This window comes from Planctobacterium sp. R6, assembly GCF_055755215.1.
Window position 1 is genome coordinate 84,160 of sequence record NZ_JBVTQY010000005.1, and the last position, 16,658, is coordinate 100,817.

A 16,658-nucleotide genomic window follows, 5' to 3' on the forward strand; every position below is an offset into this window, starting at 1 on the left:
CGGTATGAGCGAATTTAAATACCAGCAGCTTGCCAGACTATTGAGCAAGCGCATCGAACAACACATCTTGCAGGCAGGCGACAAGTTGCCTTCCATTCGGCAGCTCAGCCAGGAATTCAGCCTGGCCAAAGTCTCTGTGCAACATGCCCTGCACTACCTGGAGGCACAAGGTCTGGTGGAAGCACGACCACGCTCAGGTTATTACGTCAAAGCAGCCGGAAAAGAACAGCAAATCGTACCGGGAATGGCATATGAAAGCCCTCCTGAGTTAGTAGATGTGCCTCATATTTTTCAACAAATAATGGCACGCGGTGCAGCATTTGATGTGTTTCCATCGGCACCTCTGCACGATCATCCGCCCCACATTGAAATATTACATCGCGACATCAGCCGGGCACAGCGACACCGGGCTCAGGAAAACGCCTTGTATTACGGTCCGCCTGAAGGTGACAGATCCTTACGGGCTCAAATTCAAAAACAATATAAGGCCCGCAACTGTGCCCTGGATGTAGACGAAATCTGTATTACCTCTGGCTGCCAGAACAGCTTGTTTATCGCGTTAACAGCCTGTTGTCAGCCTGGTGACACCATAGCAATTGAAAGTCCGGCGTTTTATGGGGTGTTACAAATCGCCCAACAACTGGGCTTAAAAGTACTCGAGATCCCTTGTTCCAGCAGTTCCGGGATGAGTGTCGAGGCACTGTGTAAAGTGATCACCCGTTGGCCTGTGAAAGCCTGTGTCGTTACCCCCAGTTACAGCACACCTACCGGTGCCTGCATGCCTTACCATGAAAAACAAAAACTGGTGGCGTTGGCACAACAACACCAGTTTTTCCTCATAGAAGACGATATTTATGGAGAACTGGGGTTTAGCCTGCAGCCAGAGCCACTGAAACATTTTGATCAACAGGGGCAGGTGATTTTATGCAGTTCTTTCTCCAAATCACTGTCACGGGATTTGCGTATCGGTTGGTTTAGTGGTGGCAAATTGCATGAAAAAATGACTTACCTGAAACTGGTTAATCAACTGTCTGGCAGTCAGACGGTACAATCCGGAGTCGCTAAGTTTCTGGCTGAAGGCCATTACCGACGCCATCTGAACCGATATCGCCAACGCCTGAAACAGCGGCGTGACAACCTGATTACTGCCCTGAACAACAACTGGTGTAACCATCAGGGTTTTAGCGTACCCGACGGAGGTCTGACAGTATGGGTAAAGTTGCCAGACCATATTGATACGCACAAAATGTACCAGCCTCTGTTGCAGCAAGGTATTACAATTACGCCCGGTGTACTGTTTTCCAGTCAGACAGGGTTCCGTAATTATCTGCGATTGAGTTTTGCTCATACCCTGGATAAACCACGAATGAAAGCACTGCGCACCGTGGGACAATTTATCCAAAATTGCTAACAGTCCATGCCACCGAATTGCCAAAATAAGCCGCTGCCTGATGCTTGTTTTTTAAATAATATTATGAAATAACAGTCACCTGCATCAAACAAAGGAATGTGCCATTGAGCAAACCTGTCTATATCATCGGTACCGGTCTCTCTCACAATGGCTCCTGCGTGCTATTAAAAGATGGCTATGTACACACCGCCATTGAAAAAGAGCGCTTAAGTCGAAAAAAACACGATGGTGGCAATGACACCTTAGCCATCCAATATTGTTTAAATACGGCAGGTATAACACTCAAAGATATTGATTTGGTGGTGCAAAGCGAAAATTTTGTCTATCCGGATCGAAACAATTTTGGTGGCCCCAGGTTATTCGCACAGTATCAGGCGCTTCCGGTTATCAATATTTCTCATCATTTGGCACATGCCTACAGTGCAGCCGGAACCTGCCCGTTTGAGGAGTCCCACATTCTGGTCGTAGACGGATGTGGCAGTCCTTTTGAGCAGGTTATCGACAAACCTGAAAATGCCATTATTACGCCGAATATCAATGATCTGGCACGTTCAAACCTGGTCTGTGAAAAAGACAGTTTTTATTACTTTGATGGCAGCAAAGTCACTCCTCTTTGTAAGGATTTTAGTGCAACAGGCCTTGCCGCCCCAATGCCGACAACACAGCATTCAATCGGGGGGTTTTATGCCGCGGTCAGTCACCACGTCTTTGGCGATATGAGTGATGTTGGGAAATTAATGGGGTTAGCGCCATTTGGCGACCCCACCCAAATTACCCAAACCGCATTCCTGTTCGAAGGTGACCGACTGCTGATGCATCCGCAATGGTCAAGACCTTTGGTCAGACCCGCCAGCGACCACCATGACATGCGACAGCACTTTGAGTACTACGCCAATATCGCCGCATGGGCCCAGGCAAATGTTACAGACGCGGTACTAACATTAGTGAAAAAGCGCATGAGAGGGCGCAAAAATAAAACGCTCTGTTACAGCGGTGGAGTCGCCCTGAATATTGTGGCGAACAGCAAGCTGCTAACCAATCGCGTGGTAGACTCGCTGTATGTGGAACCCGCTGCCGGTGACAACGGTCTGGCACTGGGCTGTGCGTTTTATGGCTGGTTAGAATACTTTAACAAACCCGCCATACCGCATAACAAGGGCACCTGTTTTGGTCGGAAATACCAGCAAACAGACATTGTCGCGGCGCTCACCAATCCGGCAGTGGCAGACGCAATTAAATACACCTTAAAAAGTGAACCTGAAATGCTCAGCGAATGTGCCGACATGCTCAGTGAGGGACAGGTGGTGGGCTGGTTTCAGGGTGGTTCCGAATTTGGTCCCAGAGCGCTTGGTCACAGAAGTATTCTGGCCCATCCGGGCATTCCGTCGTTACACCGCCATATTAATAATAATATTAAAAAACGAGAAGACTTTCGTCCATTTGCACCGTCGCTATTAGAAAGTGATGTAAGCACTTACTTTGAAAATGGCTCCGTTAATCCTTACATGTTGTCAGTTGATTTCACCAGACCTCAGTACAAAGATAAACTGCATAATGTTACCCACAGGGATAACTCTGCGCGCATTCAAACGGTCAACCACCAGCAGGATCCCAAATTTGCACAGCTGCTGCAGGCATTTAAAAACATCACCGGTTTTAGCGTGTTACTCAATACCAGTTTAAACCAACGAGGCCAACCTATTGTAGAAACGCCCGAAGAAGCTATTGGATTATTACTGAACAGTGCACTTGACGCACTGGTGATGGAGAACTATATCATCAGGAAACAATCAACAGGCCAGAACTAAGCTCGCCTCCCTGCCCGCCCAAATTGACAATAACTCTCTTAAATCGTCACGATAAATTCTATTTGTTGTACTCAAAAAACATCACAGCTCATACTCCGCAAGTAACCAATTTCGGTTTGATTTAAGGTGATCTAACATGCAACTAGAACAAGGTTTCGTCGTAGCAGAACCCTTTAGGGATCAAGTTAACTTTCCGTACGGCTTTGGTAAAAGTGGTGACTTTTCGATTAACGAAGCGCGTTTACTGGCTAGTTTAGGTTCCCGCCTGTCTAAACTGGAACAAGGCATTGTAGAGCCACAGAATCAGGTAGAAGAAGCCTTTGTTGAAATGTGCTTATCCTTCCGTGAGCCAACAACGAATGTTGAACGCTTATGGCGAAAATATCTGAGACTCACCACCACCCGTCGTTTTCACACGCTACACGGTTGTAGCCGCATTCATGGAAAAGATGTCGGCCCGGTAGAATTGGGCGACGAACTGTAATAATCAGACTGGGCAGGCCGGGCCTGCTAGTCCGGCCAATGCTGTCCTGACTCAAAGCAGATTATCAAAGTCCATCTGAGTGCGTTCTTTGAACTCTTCAAAGATACGAGACTTGTGGGGGCTTTCGTGGGTTTTCACGTAAATTTCAGGCTTTCTTCGGGTGTGAAACAAATCCCGTCTTAAATCTTCCAGGGCCTCAAAACCGGCCACACTGTACAACTCTCCCCAACTGGTTTGATAGGCGGTTCTGACGGTCTGAACTTCTGCAATATTTGGCCAACTTTCAAAATTGATCACCGTTAAGCACTTGATAATACGCGCCGGTGCCAGCAATTTATTTCTGGGAATATCGGAAATGCGAATAGGCGGAAACATTTCCTGCAATTGGGTAACAAACTGCAATAATGACTCGGCCGTGATAGGTTCACAATTTCGGGTAACCAGAATATTAGTGCGGGCATCTATGATGCGATTGAATACACACCACAACACCAGATCCATTGGGTCATTACTCTCTTTTAAAAAGCAAGATTCAATGTCTTTGTCATCCCAGTGATGTATTTCCCCACGGTACACAGTCCAGCGCTTTTTACCGGGGGAACTTAAATCCAGTTCGGAACGAATGGTGATATCAGACAGCAGTAAGCCTTCATCAAAGGCGCGTTTCAGATAAACGATCTTACCTTCTTTTTTGGTGTAGAAGGAATCCAGCTTTCGGCCAATGACGGTGGAATCTTCAATCTTAACCAACTGTTCCTGCTGTTGGATCTTGGCTGACAGGCGTCGATAGCAACCAATGAGAAAGTTGTGAATCTGCTGCCCCAGCGATGAAACTTCAGAAAAGTCCCAGTGTTTTAAATTGTCCAGATGTTGCAAACGGGGACTATTCCAATTCCAGCGAGTCACATACCCTTCGATGATTTGTCGTTTAAAATTGACTTCCCGGGCTAATGTTGGCTCGGATAGTTTGCACTCACTTTTAATATAAAGACACTTCTTAAGCAGCTCGACCACATCTTCTCGCCCGGCTTTGGAATAGTATTCGATCAACTGATCAAACATCATGGCGTAGGGATCCACCAGCCGCGGATCGTCACTAAAGCGTTCGAAGAAGTGCACCCGCTTTTTCAAAATATTGCACAGTGGCCGTTCCTGCTCAATATTTTCCAGAAATACTTCTAACTTGGCCATTTTCAGTACGGACTTAAAGGGCGAATCCATCGCTTTACTGATTTGCCAGATGGCAGCGCCAAAAATTTCCGCTTTAACCAGTCGCTCCACATTGCCCAAATCCATGAACCATTTGGGATCAGGTTCCGAACCTGCCTGCAAAATGCCCCACAATTTGCCATATTGCACATCTGTGGTTGACTCAGGTACCAGCCACCAAAAAGGTACTTTGCCGGCAATCATAATATTAGTGGCGTAAAACTCCGACTTTAAAAACACCGCCTGAGCCGAGCCTGCGCTCTCACCACTGGCCTCACCAAAATCGTTGTTTTTCACCATTTCGATTTCAGACAAAAAGAAGTGCACTTCAATATCGTGTACTTCATCTGCCCACTGTTCAACCAGGATGAGTTTTTGCTGCAGCAGCTTTTTTTCACGGGCACTAAACCGGGCACCATCAATACAGACCCAGTAATCAAAATCAGACTTTGCCGATTGTCCAATCGAGCCAATACTGCCCATTAACAAAATCGAATCGATAGCCCGTTTTTTAGGCCAGATGTCGCGTACCTGTTCAATCACTTCCCGGCTTTCCGGGAACAGTGTCAGCAACGCCTCCTTTAACTTATCTTTAAAGTTAAAGTTGGTCAGCCCGTAAGGCACATTTTCGGTTTCAATAAAGCCGGGAAAGTTTTTGTGATTAATGTGTAACAGAAAGGGGAGAACGTGAAACAACGGCTGCTTGCTCTCGGGTAACAGGGCTATCGCTCTGTCGGTGCGAAGCTTGTTGTACTTTAAAACTGACTTAAGTCGAATTTTAAGATTTTGTTGTACATTCACCATTGCTCAGGGACTCAGTCACTTTCTCTGTCATCAGGCAAAATGCCCGAGATAATTTAATTACATGCAGTGTGTTAAACGTAAAGCAGGCATTGTATTGAGTGCAGCTTTGAATGCCAATAAAATTAACGTTTAGTGTTTTAAATCGCTATGGATGTTGTGATTCCGTTACCTGTTTATATAGCTGTAGCGCCTGGTCCTTATCATTTACCGCTTCTTTTACCCTGGCCAACAACTGAATATCGTGGGCATTATTGTTGAGCCTGATGACCTTTTGCAGAACCTTCTCAGCCAGCGGAATATCTCCACAATTGTAGGATAATTCCCCTAATGTCGAAAGCAAATCCACATTATTTTCATCTTGCTTTAACCAAAACTCCAGTTTCTTTTTACTCTCTATCGGCTGTTTTAACTTTAATTTTCTGAAATAGGGCAATAATTCTGGCACCGGCGCTTTAGGTTGAAATCTGACCAGATAAGTTTCAGCTTTTTGATGGTAATTTTGTGCAATCAATTGCGCAATTAAGGCACTTTGTAAACTGCTGTCTTTTTTCGCTCTTCCCGGTTGTTGCTCCCAATAATCAAGCAGTGCTTCTGCACCTTCTTTACTGGCAACCTCACTAAAAATGCCTATCGCAAGTTTGCGTTTCCAGTCATTGAAATCCTGTTTGCTCAACTGCCGTTTGCTGGCTTCCAGTAACGTCATGGCTTCGCGCCATTTACCACCACCAGACAAGGCATTGAGTTTAATGTGCAGCGCCATTTTATGAGAAGAGTCAGTTAACAGCGCAGCGGCTTCGTCGGGATTGTTATGAGACTGGTAAAAATCCGCCAATTGCAAGGTTGCGGATTGCTGCGTTTTTTCAAACTTTTGCGCCTGCAACAAGGCCTTTTTCTGCCCGTCAAAATCAGCCTTGCTGGCGGCAATTTTTGCCTGCATCAACAACACCAGGCCATCCTGGTAACTGATATTTACTTTGTTCAGGTGTTTTTCTGCTGTATCAAAGTCCTCGGCAATCCAGGCCAACAGCGCTTTGTCGTAATTGGCCTTTTGCCGGTTACTGCCAAAATCAGTAAACCAATGCCAGGAGTAAGCTCCCATAGACGTAAAGGTGCGAATCATTTTTAGGCCTATCCAGCTAACCAGCGCCGTACCCAGGAGCAGGATCAAGGCCGATACCACGGTCATTTCAATTTTATAGGTGCCCATGCTGATCAAAACATAGCCGGTGTCTTCGGCAATCGCTGAACTGTAAAACAAGCCCAGCGCTATCAAAGCAATCAAACACAATATCAGAATAATGGTTTTGCTCATTATCTTTCCCCGACCAGGTGTTCATTCACGTACCTTACCGACATAAATGACATAGTAACCACCTTAGGGAACGGTTGCCTGGCCAGTTCTGCCAGATCCTGTTGCAGGGTATTAAACACCTGTCCCTGATGGTCAAACTCCATCAGGGTTGATTGTGCCTGTTGCAGGGCCTGTTGATACAGGGCCTCATCGCGTTGCAGCACCGCATGGCGCATGGTTAACATCTGATAATTTAACGAAGCTCTGGTAAGCGCCTGTTGTTGTACGGACAGATAGGGCGTAAGCGGCTGTTCCAGTTTTTCTATCGTTAAAAAGTCATCCACCAGATTTTGCCACAGTATTTTAAGATTGCTCCACCATTGCGCGGTATCATCAGAAGGCTGCAGTGGTTCCGCTGAAAAGTGCGCTTCCGGCGTGGGGAAAGTCAGCTCTGGCACCCGTTGCAACATCGCCCCAATGACAAAGGCCATGGTTTCAGGTTTGTCCTGTTCCAGTTCCCTCAAAGCGCGGATATCTGCTGCCAGCATTTCCCGCAACGGCAGCAGATTTTGATCGGCCTTGCGCAATAGTACGGCTTCCACTTCCCGCAACAACGCCAGTGCTGAAGCAATATCCTTCTCGACATTCGCCTTGCGGGCCGCCATGCGGATCAGATAACTGATTTCAGACAAATCCAGATCCTGTTCCGCGCCTGCCAGTTGTTCTGCGACATCGGCTTTTAACGTAGTGACAGTATTGCTGACCTGTTGTTCCAGTGCCGACAGGGCTTGGCGGGTTTGGGCCAGTTCAGCCTCCGTTGCCTGTTGAACAGAGCGTGTCTTGTCGCTGAACTCGGTTTCTAATTGTTGCCTGAAAACACTGCGCTGCTGTGCCTGTTCGTCTTGCACAGATTGTAGCTGCTGCCACTGAGTCCACCCCCACCAGGCACCACCGGATAACGCGGCAATCAACAAGGTATTGAGCAACACTAAAAACCAGATAGCAGGATTAGTGCGCCGCGCAGGCCTGGCGACTTCGGTTTTTTGAGGGCGGGTAATTTTGCGTTGTGATTTGCGACTATTGGCAGGACTGGGCTTATATTGACTGGTTTGTTCTGCCGTTGCCGGGCTCGCTGAGGGGGTTTGTGCCGTCTCAGCACTTTGTTCCTTGTTGTCCGGTTGAACAGACGTTGCGCCATTGGTGTTTTTTTCTGAATTCGTCATGCACCTTTCCTGTCCCGCAGCACCTCAAGCCAGGCTTTTGGTGTCGCGCCATTAGCAATTAATGTGTTATTACAACCCTGTCGCTTAGCCGCCAGGGCGACCCGTTCACTGGGCACTATCAGCGTCATTTGCGTTAATTTTTTCGGCCAATTTGCATAGGCCGCCTGAAATAAATCTTCACTACCGATGATAGCAGTATTCACAGCACAATCATCAATAGCTTGTGCAATTTCTTGTGAGTTAATGGCGTTTACCTGTCGGCGATACAGATTCAGGTAACGCACTTCGGCACCTGCTGCTGATAAATGAGAAGACAGATAATCCCGCCCTCCTACGCCTTTCACAATGGTGACCCGTTTTCCTGCTGCGATCATGGGCTTTATGGCCTGCCACAGCCCTTCACTGGATTCTACCCCGGGAGATGCCACTGTGCCGGTATACCGGGATAACCTGTCGGCTGTTTTGCGCCCTACTGCCCACACTGCGCCGCGGTGGTGCAACTGCCCCTGATAAAAATGCAATTGTTTTACCGCATTTTTGCTCAGGCAAATAATAAGGTCACTGTCGCGAAACCGGTTGGCAATCAATTGCGGACTCACCGCCAGCGCAGATATTTTAAGCACCGGCGCCAGCAGTGTGCCATAACCTGAAGACGCCAGCTGCGCATTGAGTTCGGCGGAGCCCTCCCGGGTTTTAACAATGAGCAGAGTTTCGGTCATAAACTAGTTATACAACGCCGTTAATAGTTCGGCGGCACCCCTGGATAATAACTGTTCAGCCACCTTTATGCCTAGTGCCTGGGCATCGGTTCCGGACGCTTCTGCCTGTAGCAAAGTGCCACCGTCCGGGCTGCCCACTAAACCGCGCAGATAAATCCCCTCTTCCGTCAGTTGAGCGAACCCTGCAATCGGTACCTGACAGCCCCCCTCCAGACGCTTATTCATTGCTCTTTCAGCATGAACTCTGCGGGCCGTATCTGCGTCATTCAATGGCGCTAACAGAGCAATCAGTTGTGCATCATCGGTGCGGCATTCAATGCCCACTGCGCCTTGTCCAACCGCCGGTAAACTCAGTTTATAGGGCAACGTTTGTCTGATGCGTTCTTCCATGCCCAACCTGATCAAGCCGGCGCTGGCTAAAATAATGGCGTCGTAATGACCATCATCTAACTTTTGCAAACGGGTATTCACATTGCCCCTGAGGTCTTTAATTACCAGGTCCGGGCGATAGTGTTTAATCTGACATTGTCTGCGCAGGCTGGAAGTCCCTAATACGGCACCCTCAGGCAATGCTTCAAGCGAAGTGTAATTATTGCTGACAAAAGCGTCTCCCGGGTTTTCCCGTTCGCAAATCGCAAAAATGTCGAACCCCTGGGGAAACTCCATGGGCACATCTTTCATTGAGTGCACCGCAATATCCGCCCGCCCTTCCATCATGGCGATTTCAAGTTCTTTGATAAACAGCCCTTTCCCGCCGACTTTAGACAAGGGGGAATCCAGGATCTGATCGCCTTTGGTCACCATAGGGACCAGTTCTACCTTTATACCCGGATGGGCTTGCTCCAACCTGGCTTTGACATCTTCTGCCTGCCAAAGCGCCAGGGCACTTTTGCGGGTCGCTATTTTTATTACTCTTTCTACCGTCATGATTACTTACTGGTTAACCCCGATTTGGCTAGTCTATCACTCCTGGTTTTATCAGTCGCCTGTTTGAGTTTTCCGGTACTCACACCCTCCGGAAATAATACACAATCCCATGCGCGCGGGGTGTCTCTCTGATATACTGCGCCCCGGTATTTTTTACTTCGAGAGGCTTGGCCGTGTACGCAACTAGCAAAACATTTTACATCGCTAAGCCCACTGACTTGAAAACTGGTTTTTAAACAACTCCTTATTAGAGCAACAGGACAACTATGATGAAGATACTGGTAATTGGCGGTGGCGGAAGAGAACACGCTTTAGCCTATAAAGTGGCACAATCTCCCGATGTGGAAACGGTATTCGTTGCACCGGGCAATGCCGGCACTGCTGAAGAACACAAATGTCAAAACATCGATATCGCGGCGGAAGATATTCAGGGATTACTGACATTTGCCCAATCTAATCAGGTTGAACTAACCATTGTTGGCCCTGAAGCGCCTTTAGTATTAGGGATTACAGATCTGTTTGAACAACATGGGTTAAAGATATTTGGTCCAGGTAAAGCGGCAGCCCAGTTGGAAGGTTCAAAATCGTTCAGCAAAGACTTTCTGGCCAGGCATCAAATCCCTACCGCAGCGTACGCGGTATTTGACGCAATTGAACCGGCCATTGCTTATGTCAAAGCCCAGGGAGCACCTATTGTTGTTAAAGCCGACGGACTGGCGGCAGGTAAAGGCGTAATAGTGGCGGAAACCGAACAACAAGCGATCAACGCAATTCAGGACATGCTGGCAGACAACAAGTTTGGTGATGCCGGTTCCAGAGTGGTAATCGAGGAATTTCTGGAAGGTGAAGAGGCCAGTTTTATTGTGATGGCCGATGGCAAAACCGCACTGCCTTTTGCCACGAGCCAGGATCACAAACGCGTTGGCGAAGGTGATTCAGGCCTCAATACCGGCGGCATGGGCGCCTATTCACCAGCCCCCGTGGTAACACCTGAGATCCACCAGCGCATTATGGATGAAGTGATCAACCCTACCATTAACGGCATGATTCAGGACGGCATGCCCTATACCGGCTTTTTGTATGCGGGTTTAATGATCACGAAAGAGGGTGCCCCGAAAGTAATCGAATTTAACTGTCGGTTTGGCGATCCGGAGACGCAGCCAATCATGATGCGCCTGGAATCTGATCTGGTGGAATTAGTATTGGCCGCGTTAGATAAATCACTGCACACCACCAGCATTTCCTTTTCAGAGCAGGCAGCGGTTGGCGTCGTTTTAGCGGCAGGTGGCTATCCTGAAGCCTATGCAAAGGGACAAAAAATCAACGGATTAGACGCAGCAAAACAACATCCGGGTAAAGTTTTTCATGCCGGCACCAAAACCGAAGGTGAGTTTGTACTTACTAACGGTGGTCGCGTATTATGTGCAACAGCACTGGGAAATTCCGTTACTGAAGCACAAAAATCAGCCTATGAGCTGGTGCAGTATATAAATTGGGAAGAAATGTACTTCAGAAACGATATCGCGTGGCGTGCCATTGCCCGTGAAGCTTAACTAAACAGCATTTTGCAAACCTGTTCGATTAATTTAGCTGCTTAATCAGAAATTTTAGCTGCATTTTATCCGATCGTTTGTTGCTATATTAAAAATCCAGGCAAATGCCTGGATTTTTTGTATTTGGCTCATTGGTTTTCCCTAACTGTATGAAAAATAGCGACTTTATAGTACAAAAACAGCGAAATAAGCTACGTTGAAGCCCACATCAGTCTGTTTTTACCGGGTGCAAAAAATCCAGGAAATATTTGTGAGTACTCACCAACCTAAAAAATCACTCATTTTTCACTCATCTCCTACAAATATGACAGAGCAATTGCTTATCAGCTTCTGATGAGCGCTGCAATAAATCAGAGTTTCAGGTGGTTGGTAGCGATTTCAGGGTAAAACCTGACTTTATAACAAAATCACATTAACCGAACGACGTCCTGAAAAGACCAACCAACACTTTGTCAGCACTTTCGACACTTTTAACACCACATAGACGACAAATTGGTACCTTAAAATTTTTCAGAAAACCACATGACTTTTTCTTCCTTTACATTTATCTAACCGTTTAAGGCATGCGGGAAAACACTAAAAAACCCCACCCAGCAAGCACTCACTTTCAATATAACCACTTATATTTATACATTTATTCGATTCTAAACTGGCTAAAAGGCTGTGAAAACAAAAAAGCTCCTTTTCAGGAGCTTCATTTTTGGCTAAAAAACACCACCGGCCTGTCAGACGCCGATGTCTTCGTTCCAAAGTTCCGGCCTGGCAGAGATAAAATCCTGCATCATGTTAACGCAGCGTTCGTCATCTACGACGACGACGTCAACACCCCGGCTCTTAAGCAAGGCTTCTTCTCCCATGAAAGTGCGGTTCTCACCTACAATAACCTTGGGTATACCATAGAGTAAGATGGCACCGGAACACATAGAGCAGGGCGACAAGGTGGTATACAAAACGCTATTCTGGTAAACGCTGGCAGGTTGTCGCCCGGCATTTTCCAGGGCGTCCATTTCACCGTGCAAAGTGCAACTACCCTTTTGTACCCGCTGATTGTGGCCGCGGCCAATCACTTTTCCATCATGCACAATAACAGAACCGATGGGGATGCCCCCTTTTTCTAACCCTGCTTTTGCTTCAAGAATGGCTTCATCTAAAAACCTGTCCATTTATTCTCCTCTCATCTCAAGAATGTCTGCAATGTCTAAACGCTTGTCATTTAGTAACGTCTGCAGCAGCACTAATATATTCTTCACATCAAACAAGGCATTGTGTTTGTGCCCCGATAATGGTTTACCCACAAATGCGGCCAACTCACCGCTAATACAATCTTTAAAATCCAGATTTAATGTCAACAACTGACTTTTCAGATCAACAAAATGCGGCTTTTGATGGTCCCAGGTCAAATGATTAATTCTGAAATTTTCCATCAGCACCTGCTGATCTGGTCCCCAGGAAAAGCAAGGCAAACTGGCATTTTCGGTAAATTCATAAAACAGTTCGGCACAGGAAACAAAATCGACACCATGATCATCCAGCACACTTTGTTGGATCCCCGTTAACTGCTGAATATAGTCACTCAGCTGTGGATTTTGTAGTGGCTTTACCAGCACGTTGAGGGAGGCCACTGTCTTCAGTTGTTGGTTATCGATGGTCACTTTGATGGCAGCCAACTGGATAATCTCACGCGCCTCCCCCTCACCTGACCATTGCCGCTGTTTTGAACCGGGCCATGCTGTGAATTCAGTATCGTAAATGATTAACGCTGCCATGTGCTGAGCCTGTTATCTTTGATCCAGGCTCTATTAATAGCAAATCTTTACCCCGGAAGCAGGCATAATTATTTACAGCGCTGCTTGACCTTAGATCCACAAATGCCTATAACAGTGTTTCGCAATCAGATACGAGCCTATTGCTCATTTCCTGAACAGAGTAAATATAGATTACCAAAACACACTGGATCAGGCCGGTGGCAACGCCACCCGTAATTTACATGTTTCGCCCAACAGGCCCATGTAACTCATTCATCTAAGCAAAGGTCGATATACGCAAATTAATTATGTCAGTTAAACACCCAATTATTGCCATTACCGGTTCATCCGGCGCCGGCACCACGACCACCACCAATGCCGTGAGACACATCTTTCGGAATCTGAATATAAATGCGGCAATGGTATCTGGCGACAGCTACCACCGTTTTACACGCCCGGAAATGGAAGTGGAAATCAGAAAGACCCAGGAACAAGGTCGTCATATCAGCTATTTTGGTCCCAGAGCCAACGACTTTGAAATGTTAGAAAAAACGTTCAAAGAATACGGTGAAACGGGCCAGGGCAAAAGTCGCCAGTATCTGCATACCTTTGACGAAGCGGTTCCTTTCAATCAGATGCCGGGTACCTTTACCCCCTGGCAGGATTTGCCAGAAAACACAGATTGTCTGTTTTATGAAGGATTGCATGGCGGTGTCGTAACCGAAGAGATCAATGTTGCCCGTCAGGTGGACTTATTGGTTGGCATGGTCCCCATAGTCAACCTGGAGTGGATCCAGAAGATTGTACGTGACACCTCAGAACGAGGCCACAGCCGCGAAGCTGTGATGGGCAGTATCGTGCGCAGCATGGAAGATTACTTTCGCTTTATCACCCCGCAATTTAGTCAGACTCACATAAATTTTCAACGGGTGCCCACAGTCGATACCTCCAACCCCTTTAGCCACAGAACGATTCCTTCTTCCGACGAGAGCTTTGTGGTGGTGCGTTTCCGACGGGAAATGAAGAATGTAGACTTTCCATTCTTGTTACAAATGATTGATGGCGCTTTTATGTCCCGTATCAATACCCTGGTGGTGCCCGGTGGTAAAATGGGTTTAGCCATGGAATTAATTCTCACGCCGCTTATCGAAGAAATTATGGACAAAAAGCGTCGCTCCAGTTTTCAGATGGACTGGGTTGCCGACAATTAGCGCAATTAACGTACACCGGGTCTGTTACAATTTAAATGACCACAGGTCATTAAGGCCCTGTTGTAACAATTAGAAACACTTTCAGCCCTCTGCTTACAATCCCAACGGTTTATTTTTAGCCCAGTTCACCTATATTGTTGATAAGTGCAAACAACAATTGGAAGCATCATGGGACAAGAAACCCCGAAAATTTTGGTGGTAGATGATGACATGCGGTTACGCAGTCTTTTAGAGCGCTACCTGGTGGAGCAAGGCTATCAGGTAAGAAGTGCAGCTAATTCTGAGCAAATGGATCGTTTTCTGGAAAGAGAGAATTTCCACCTGATGGTGCTGGATCTGATGCTACCTGGCGAAGATGGTCTGTCGATTTGTCGTCGACTTCGTCAAAAAGAGAACAAACTGCCAATCGTCATGCTCACCGCGAAAGGCGATGAAGTAGACCGCATTATCGGGCTGGAAATGGGCGCCGATGATTATCTACCCAAGCCCTTTAACCCCAGAGAGTTACTGGCCCGCATTAAAGCCGTGCTAAGACGCAATGCCAGTGAGGCACCCGGAGCGCCTTCCAGAGAAGAACAGGTGGTATCGTTTGGTCAATACAGTCTGAACTTAGGCACGCGGGAAATGCTGGCAAATGGCGAAGCCATCACGCTGACCAGTGGTGAGTTTGCGGTATTAAAAGCGCTGGTAACACACCCCCGCGAACCACTTTCTCGCGACAAGTTAATGAATCTAGCCCGTGGCCGTGACTACAGTGCTCTGGAGCGTAGTATCGACGTGCAGGTATCCAGACTAAGACGCATGCTTGAGGAAGACCCGGCCAATCCACGTTATATTCAAACGGTTTGGGGATTGGGTTATGTATTTGTGCCCGATGGTGACAGTGCTCCGGCGGCTGCGAATCAATAAGTTAACCGGGTTCTGCTGAACCCGGTCCGCAAAGAAGTTCTCATGCGCATAAAACCACAAAGTGCTTTTGGTCAAACAGTGTTGCTCATAGGCGTACTGCTGTTGATCAACCAGGTCGTGTCTTATTTATCAGTCACTTATTACTTTATCGGTCCCAGTTTTAAGCAAATCAACAGTCTGCTGGCCACTCAGATCAAAGTGTTATTTATTGATGGCATGGACCATCGCGATCCCATTTTTCATCAGCGCTTTTTTGAAGCCACCGGCATTCGTATATACAGTGAAGAGCGCGCACTGGAAAACGGCCTGAACGACGCCACTTACTATCAGTTCTTTACCCGTGAAATGTCTCAGGAGTTGGGCGGACCAGCCGAAGTGCGGGTCAGAGTTACTGAGGAAGGACAAAACATTTTTTGGATCCAGCCGCCACAGGCACCCAATTTCTGGATAACCGTGCCCCTGAGCAGTGTTAATGATCCCAACATTTCACCACTGACCTTCTTTTTAATGGTTATTGGGGTACTGAGTGTGGCCGGGGGTTGGCTGTTTGTGCGGCGTCTGAACCGGCCCTTACTGGCATTACAAAAAGCCGCGATAAAAGTGGGTAAAGGCGACATCCCTCCACCGTTAGCGGAGGAAGGATCAACGGAAATCATCGCCGTTACCCAGGCGTTTAACCAGATGGCCAAGGGCATTAAACAACTGGAAGACGACAGAGCACTGCTAACCGCTGGTATCTCCCACGACCTGCGTACCCCGCTCACCCGCATTCGCATCGCCACAGAGATGTTGCCACAGGATCAGGACTGGATATCAGAGGGCATCATCCATGATATTGAAGACATGAACGATATTATTGATCAGTTTATTGATTACGTGCGCCAGGACAAATCGGAAAAACGCGAACCGACCGATATCAACGAATTGATTAATGATGCGGTGCTGGCCAGAAATATTGAAGAACATCACAATATTGAGCTAAAGCTATCTGAACTACCGCTAATTTTGGTGCGTAAAGTGGCCATCAAGCGGGTACTGGATAACCTGATTGAAAACGCCTTTCGCTATGGCAGCGATAATATTTTGATCAGTTCAGAGTTCAGTAAAAAAACGCAAACCGTCACGTTTTGCGTCAGAGACTTTGGTAAAGGTATCCCCGATGCCGACATTGAGGATCTGTTCCAACCTTTCAAGCAAGGTGACAAAGCCCGGGGCTCTCTGGGTTCGGGGTTGGGACTGGCCATTATCAAGCGCATCGTGGATATGCATGGCGGCAAGGTGCGCCTGGAAAATCATCCACAGGGTGGCTTGCAGGCCATTGTAACCCTGTCCACAAAAAAATAAGCCCGGTAGATACCGGGCCT

14 protein-coding genes are annotated in these 16,658 nt (G+C 47.3%); 7 read left to right on the forward strand and 7 right to left on the reverse strand.

Annotation, left to right across the window (positions count from 1 at the left end; translation table 11 throughout):
* The first annotated feature begins 4 nt into the window (after window positions 1-4).
* The 3 genes from AC0J20_RS05150 (at window position 5) to AC0J20_RS05160 (ending at window position 3,703) form a co-directional block, all read left to right on the forward strand.
* Window positions 5-1,411 (forward strand): aminotransferase-like domain-containing protein, encoded by a 1,407-nt coding sequence (locus AC0J20_RS05150; RefSeq protein WP_473020886.1) that lies wholly within the window; start codon window positions 5-7, stop codon window positions 1,409-1,411.
* A 104-nt stretch (window positions 1,412-1,515) separates the two neighbouring features.
* Window positions 1,516-3,219, forward strand: coding sequence for a carbamoyltransferase family protein (locus AC0J20_RS05155; protein ID WP_473020887.1), 1,704 nt, complete (start codon window positions 1,516-1,518; stop codon window positions 3,217-3,219).
* 136 nt (window positions 3,220-3,355) lie between these two features.
* Window positions 3,356-3,703: a MaoP family protein gene (locus AC0J20_RS05160; RefSeq protein ID WP_229529759.1), complete on the forward strand. Its 348-nt coding sequence runs from the start codon at window positions 3,356-3,358 to the stop codon at window positions 3,701-3,703.
* A gap of 51 nt (window positions 3,704-3,754) precedes the next feature.
* Here the strand turns inward: AC0J20_RS05160 and AC0J20_RS05165 are convergent, their stop codons facing one another.
* The 5 genes from AC0J20_RS05165 to hemC all read right to left on the reverse strand — a co-directional run bounded on the left by AC0J20_RS05165 (window position 3,755) and on the right by hemC (window position 9,876).
* The gene (locus AC0J20_RS05165) at window positions 3,755-5,716 is read right to left on the reverse strand and encodes a class I adenylate cyclase (RefSeq protein WP_267498293.1); all 1,962 of its coding nucleotides are present in this window, start codon (window positions 5,714-5,716) and stop codon (window positions 3,755-3,757) included.
* A gap of 145 nt (window positions 5,717-5,861) precedes the next feature.
* Window positions 5,862-7,028 (reverse strand): heme biosynthesis HemY N-terminal domain-containing protein, encoded by a 1,167-nt coding sequence (locus tag AC0J20_RS05170; RefSeq protein ID WP_473020888.1) that lies wholly within the window; start codon window positions 7,026-7,028, stop codon window positions 5,862-5,864.
* Window positions 7,028-8,230: a uroporphyrinogen-III C-methyltransferase gene (locus AC0J20_RS05175; protein WP_473020889.1), complete on the reverse strand. Its 1,203-nt coding sequence runs from the start codon at window positions 8,228-8,230 to the stop codon at window positions 7,028-7,030. The genes AC0J20_RS05170 and AC0J20_RS05175 overlap by 1 nt, the downstream gene beginning before the upstream one ends.
* Complete coding sequence (locus tag AC0J20_RS05180; protein WP_229529755.1) at window positions 8,227-8,949, reverse strand: uroporphyrinogen-III synthase; 723 nt, start codon at window positions 8,947-8,949, stop codon at window positions 8,227-8,229. The genes AC0J20_RS05175 and AC0J20_RS05180 overlap by 4 nt, the downstream gene beginning before the upstream one ends.
* Before the next feature lie 3 nt (window positions 8,950-8,952).
* Window positions 8,953-9,876, reverse strand: a complete 924-nt coding sequence (hemC, locus tag AC0J20_RS05185) for a hydroxymethylbilane synthase (protein WP_473020890.1) — start codon at window positions 9,874-9,876, stop codon at window positions 8,953-8,955.
* Window positions 9,877-10,145: 269 nt separating this feature from the next.
* Between hemC and purD the strand changes: the two genes are divergently transcribed.
* The gene (gene purD, locus AC0J20_RS05190) at window positions 10,146-11,429 is read left to right on the forward strand and encodes a phosphoribosylamine--glycine ligase (RefSeq protein ID WP_473020951.1); all 1,284 of its coding nucleotides are present in this window, start codon (window positions 10,146-10,148) and stop codon (window positions 11,427-11,429) included.
* Window positions 11,430-12,154: 725 nt separating this feature from the next.
* On the opposite strand, the gene AC0J20_RS05195 is transcribed toward purD, so the two are convergent.
* Together AC0J20_RS05195 and AC0J20_RS05200 are read right to left on the reverse strand one after the other, a co-directional pair.
* Window positions 12,155-12,592, reverse strand: a complete 438-nt coding sequence (locus AC0J20_RS05195) for a nucleoside deaminase (RefSeq protein WP_229529752.1) — start codon at window positions 12,590-12,592, stop codon at window positions 12,155-12,157.
* Window positions 12,593-13,195, reverse strand: a complete 603-nt coding sequence (locus tag AC0J20_RS05200) for an exonuclease domain-containing protein (RefSeq protein ID WP_473020891.1) — start codon at window positions 13,193-13,195, stop codon at window positions 12,593-12,595.
* 287 nt (window positions 13,196-13,482) lie between these two features.
* On the opposite strand from AC0J20_RS05200, the gene AC0J20_RS05205 reads away from it, so the two are divergent.
* The 3 genes from AC0J20_RS05205 (at window position 13,483) to envZ (ending at window position 16,638) form a co-directional block, all read left to right on the forward strand.
* Window positions 13,483-14,385, forward strand: coding sequence for a phosphoribulokinase (locus AC0J20_RS05205; protein WP_473020892.1), 903 nt, complete (start codon window positions 13,483-13,485; stop codon window positions 14,383-14,385).
* Window positions 14,386-14,553: 168 nt separating this feature from the next.
* Entirely contained in the window at window positions 14,554-15,294 is a 741-nt protein-coding gene (gene ompR / locus AC0J20_RS05210; RefSeq protein WP_229529749.1) for an osmolarity response regulator transcription factor OmpR, read from the forward strand.
* A 42-nt stretch (window positions 15,295-15,336) separates the two neighbouring features.
* A complete protein-coding gene (gene envZ / locus AC0J20_RS05215; RefSeq protein WP_473020893.1) occupies window positions 15,337-16,638 on the forward strand; it encodes a two-component system sensor histidine kinase EnvZ in 1,302 nt (433 codons plus the stop codon).
* Window positions 16,639-16,658: the final 20 nt, after the last annotated feature.

What these genes read in the sequence shown, in the direction of transcription:
- AC0J20_RS05150 (WP_473020886.1), top strand. Translation starts at nt 5, where the DNA reads ATGAGCGAATTTAAATACCAGCAGCTTGCCAGACTATTGAGCAAGCGC.
- AC0J20_RS05160 (WP_229529759.1), top strand. Translation starts at nt 3,356, where the DNA reads ATGCAACTAGAACAAGGTTTCGTCGTAGCAGAACCCTTTAGGGATCAA.
- AC0J20_RS05165 (WP_267498293.1), bottom strand. Translation starts at nt 5,716, where the DNA reads ATGGTGAATGTACAACAAAATCTTAAAATTCGACTTAAGTCAGTTTTA.
- AC0J20_RS05170 (WP_473020888.1), bottom strand. Translation starts at nt 7,028, where the DNA reads ATGAGCAAAACCATTATTCTGATATTGTGTTTGATTGCTTTGATAGCG.
- AC0J20_RS05175 (WP_473020889.1), bottom strand. Translation starts at nt 8,230, where the DNA reads ATGACGAATTCAGAAAAAAACACCAATGGCGCAACGTCTGTTCAACCG.
- AC0J20_RS05180 (WP_229529755.1), bottom strand. Translation starts at nt 8,949, where the DNA reads ATGACCGAAACTCTGCTCATTGTTAAAACCCGGGAGGGCTCCGCCGAA.
- hemC (WP_473020890.1), bottom strand. Translation starts at nt 9,876, where the DNA reads ATGACGGTAGAAAGAGTAATAAAAATAGCGACCCGCAAAAGTGCCCTG.
- purD (WP_473020951.1), top strand. Translation starts at nt 10,146, where the DNA reads ATGAAGATACTGGTAATTGGCGGTGGCGGAAGAGAACACGCTTTAGCC.
- AC0J20_RS05195 (WP_229529752.1), bottom strand. Translation starts at nt 12,592, where the DNA reads ATGGACAGGTTTTTAGATGAAGCCATTCTTGAAGCAAAAGCAGGGTTA.
- AC0J20_RS05200 (WP_473020891.1), bottom strand. Translation starts at nt 13,195, where the DNA reads ATGGCAGCGTTAATCATTTACGATACTGAATTCACAGCATGGCCCGGT.
- AC0J20_RS05205 (WP_473020892.1), top strand. Translation starts at nt 13,483, where the DNA reads ATGTCAGTTAAACACCCAATTATTGCCATTACCGGTTCATCCGGCGCC.
- ompR (WP_229529749.1), top strand. Translation starts at nt 14,554, where the DNA reads ATGGGACAAGAAACCCCGAAAATTTTGGTGGTAGATGATGACATGCGG.
- envZ (WP_473020893.1), top strand. Translation starts at nt 15,337, where the DNA reads ATGCGCATAAAACCACAAAGTGCTTTTGGTCAAACAGTGTTGCTCATA.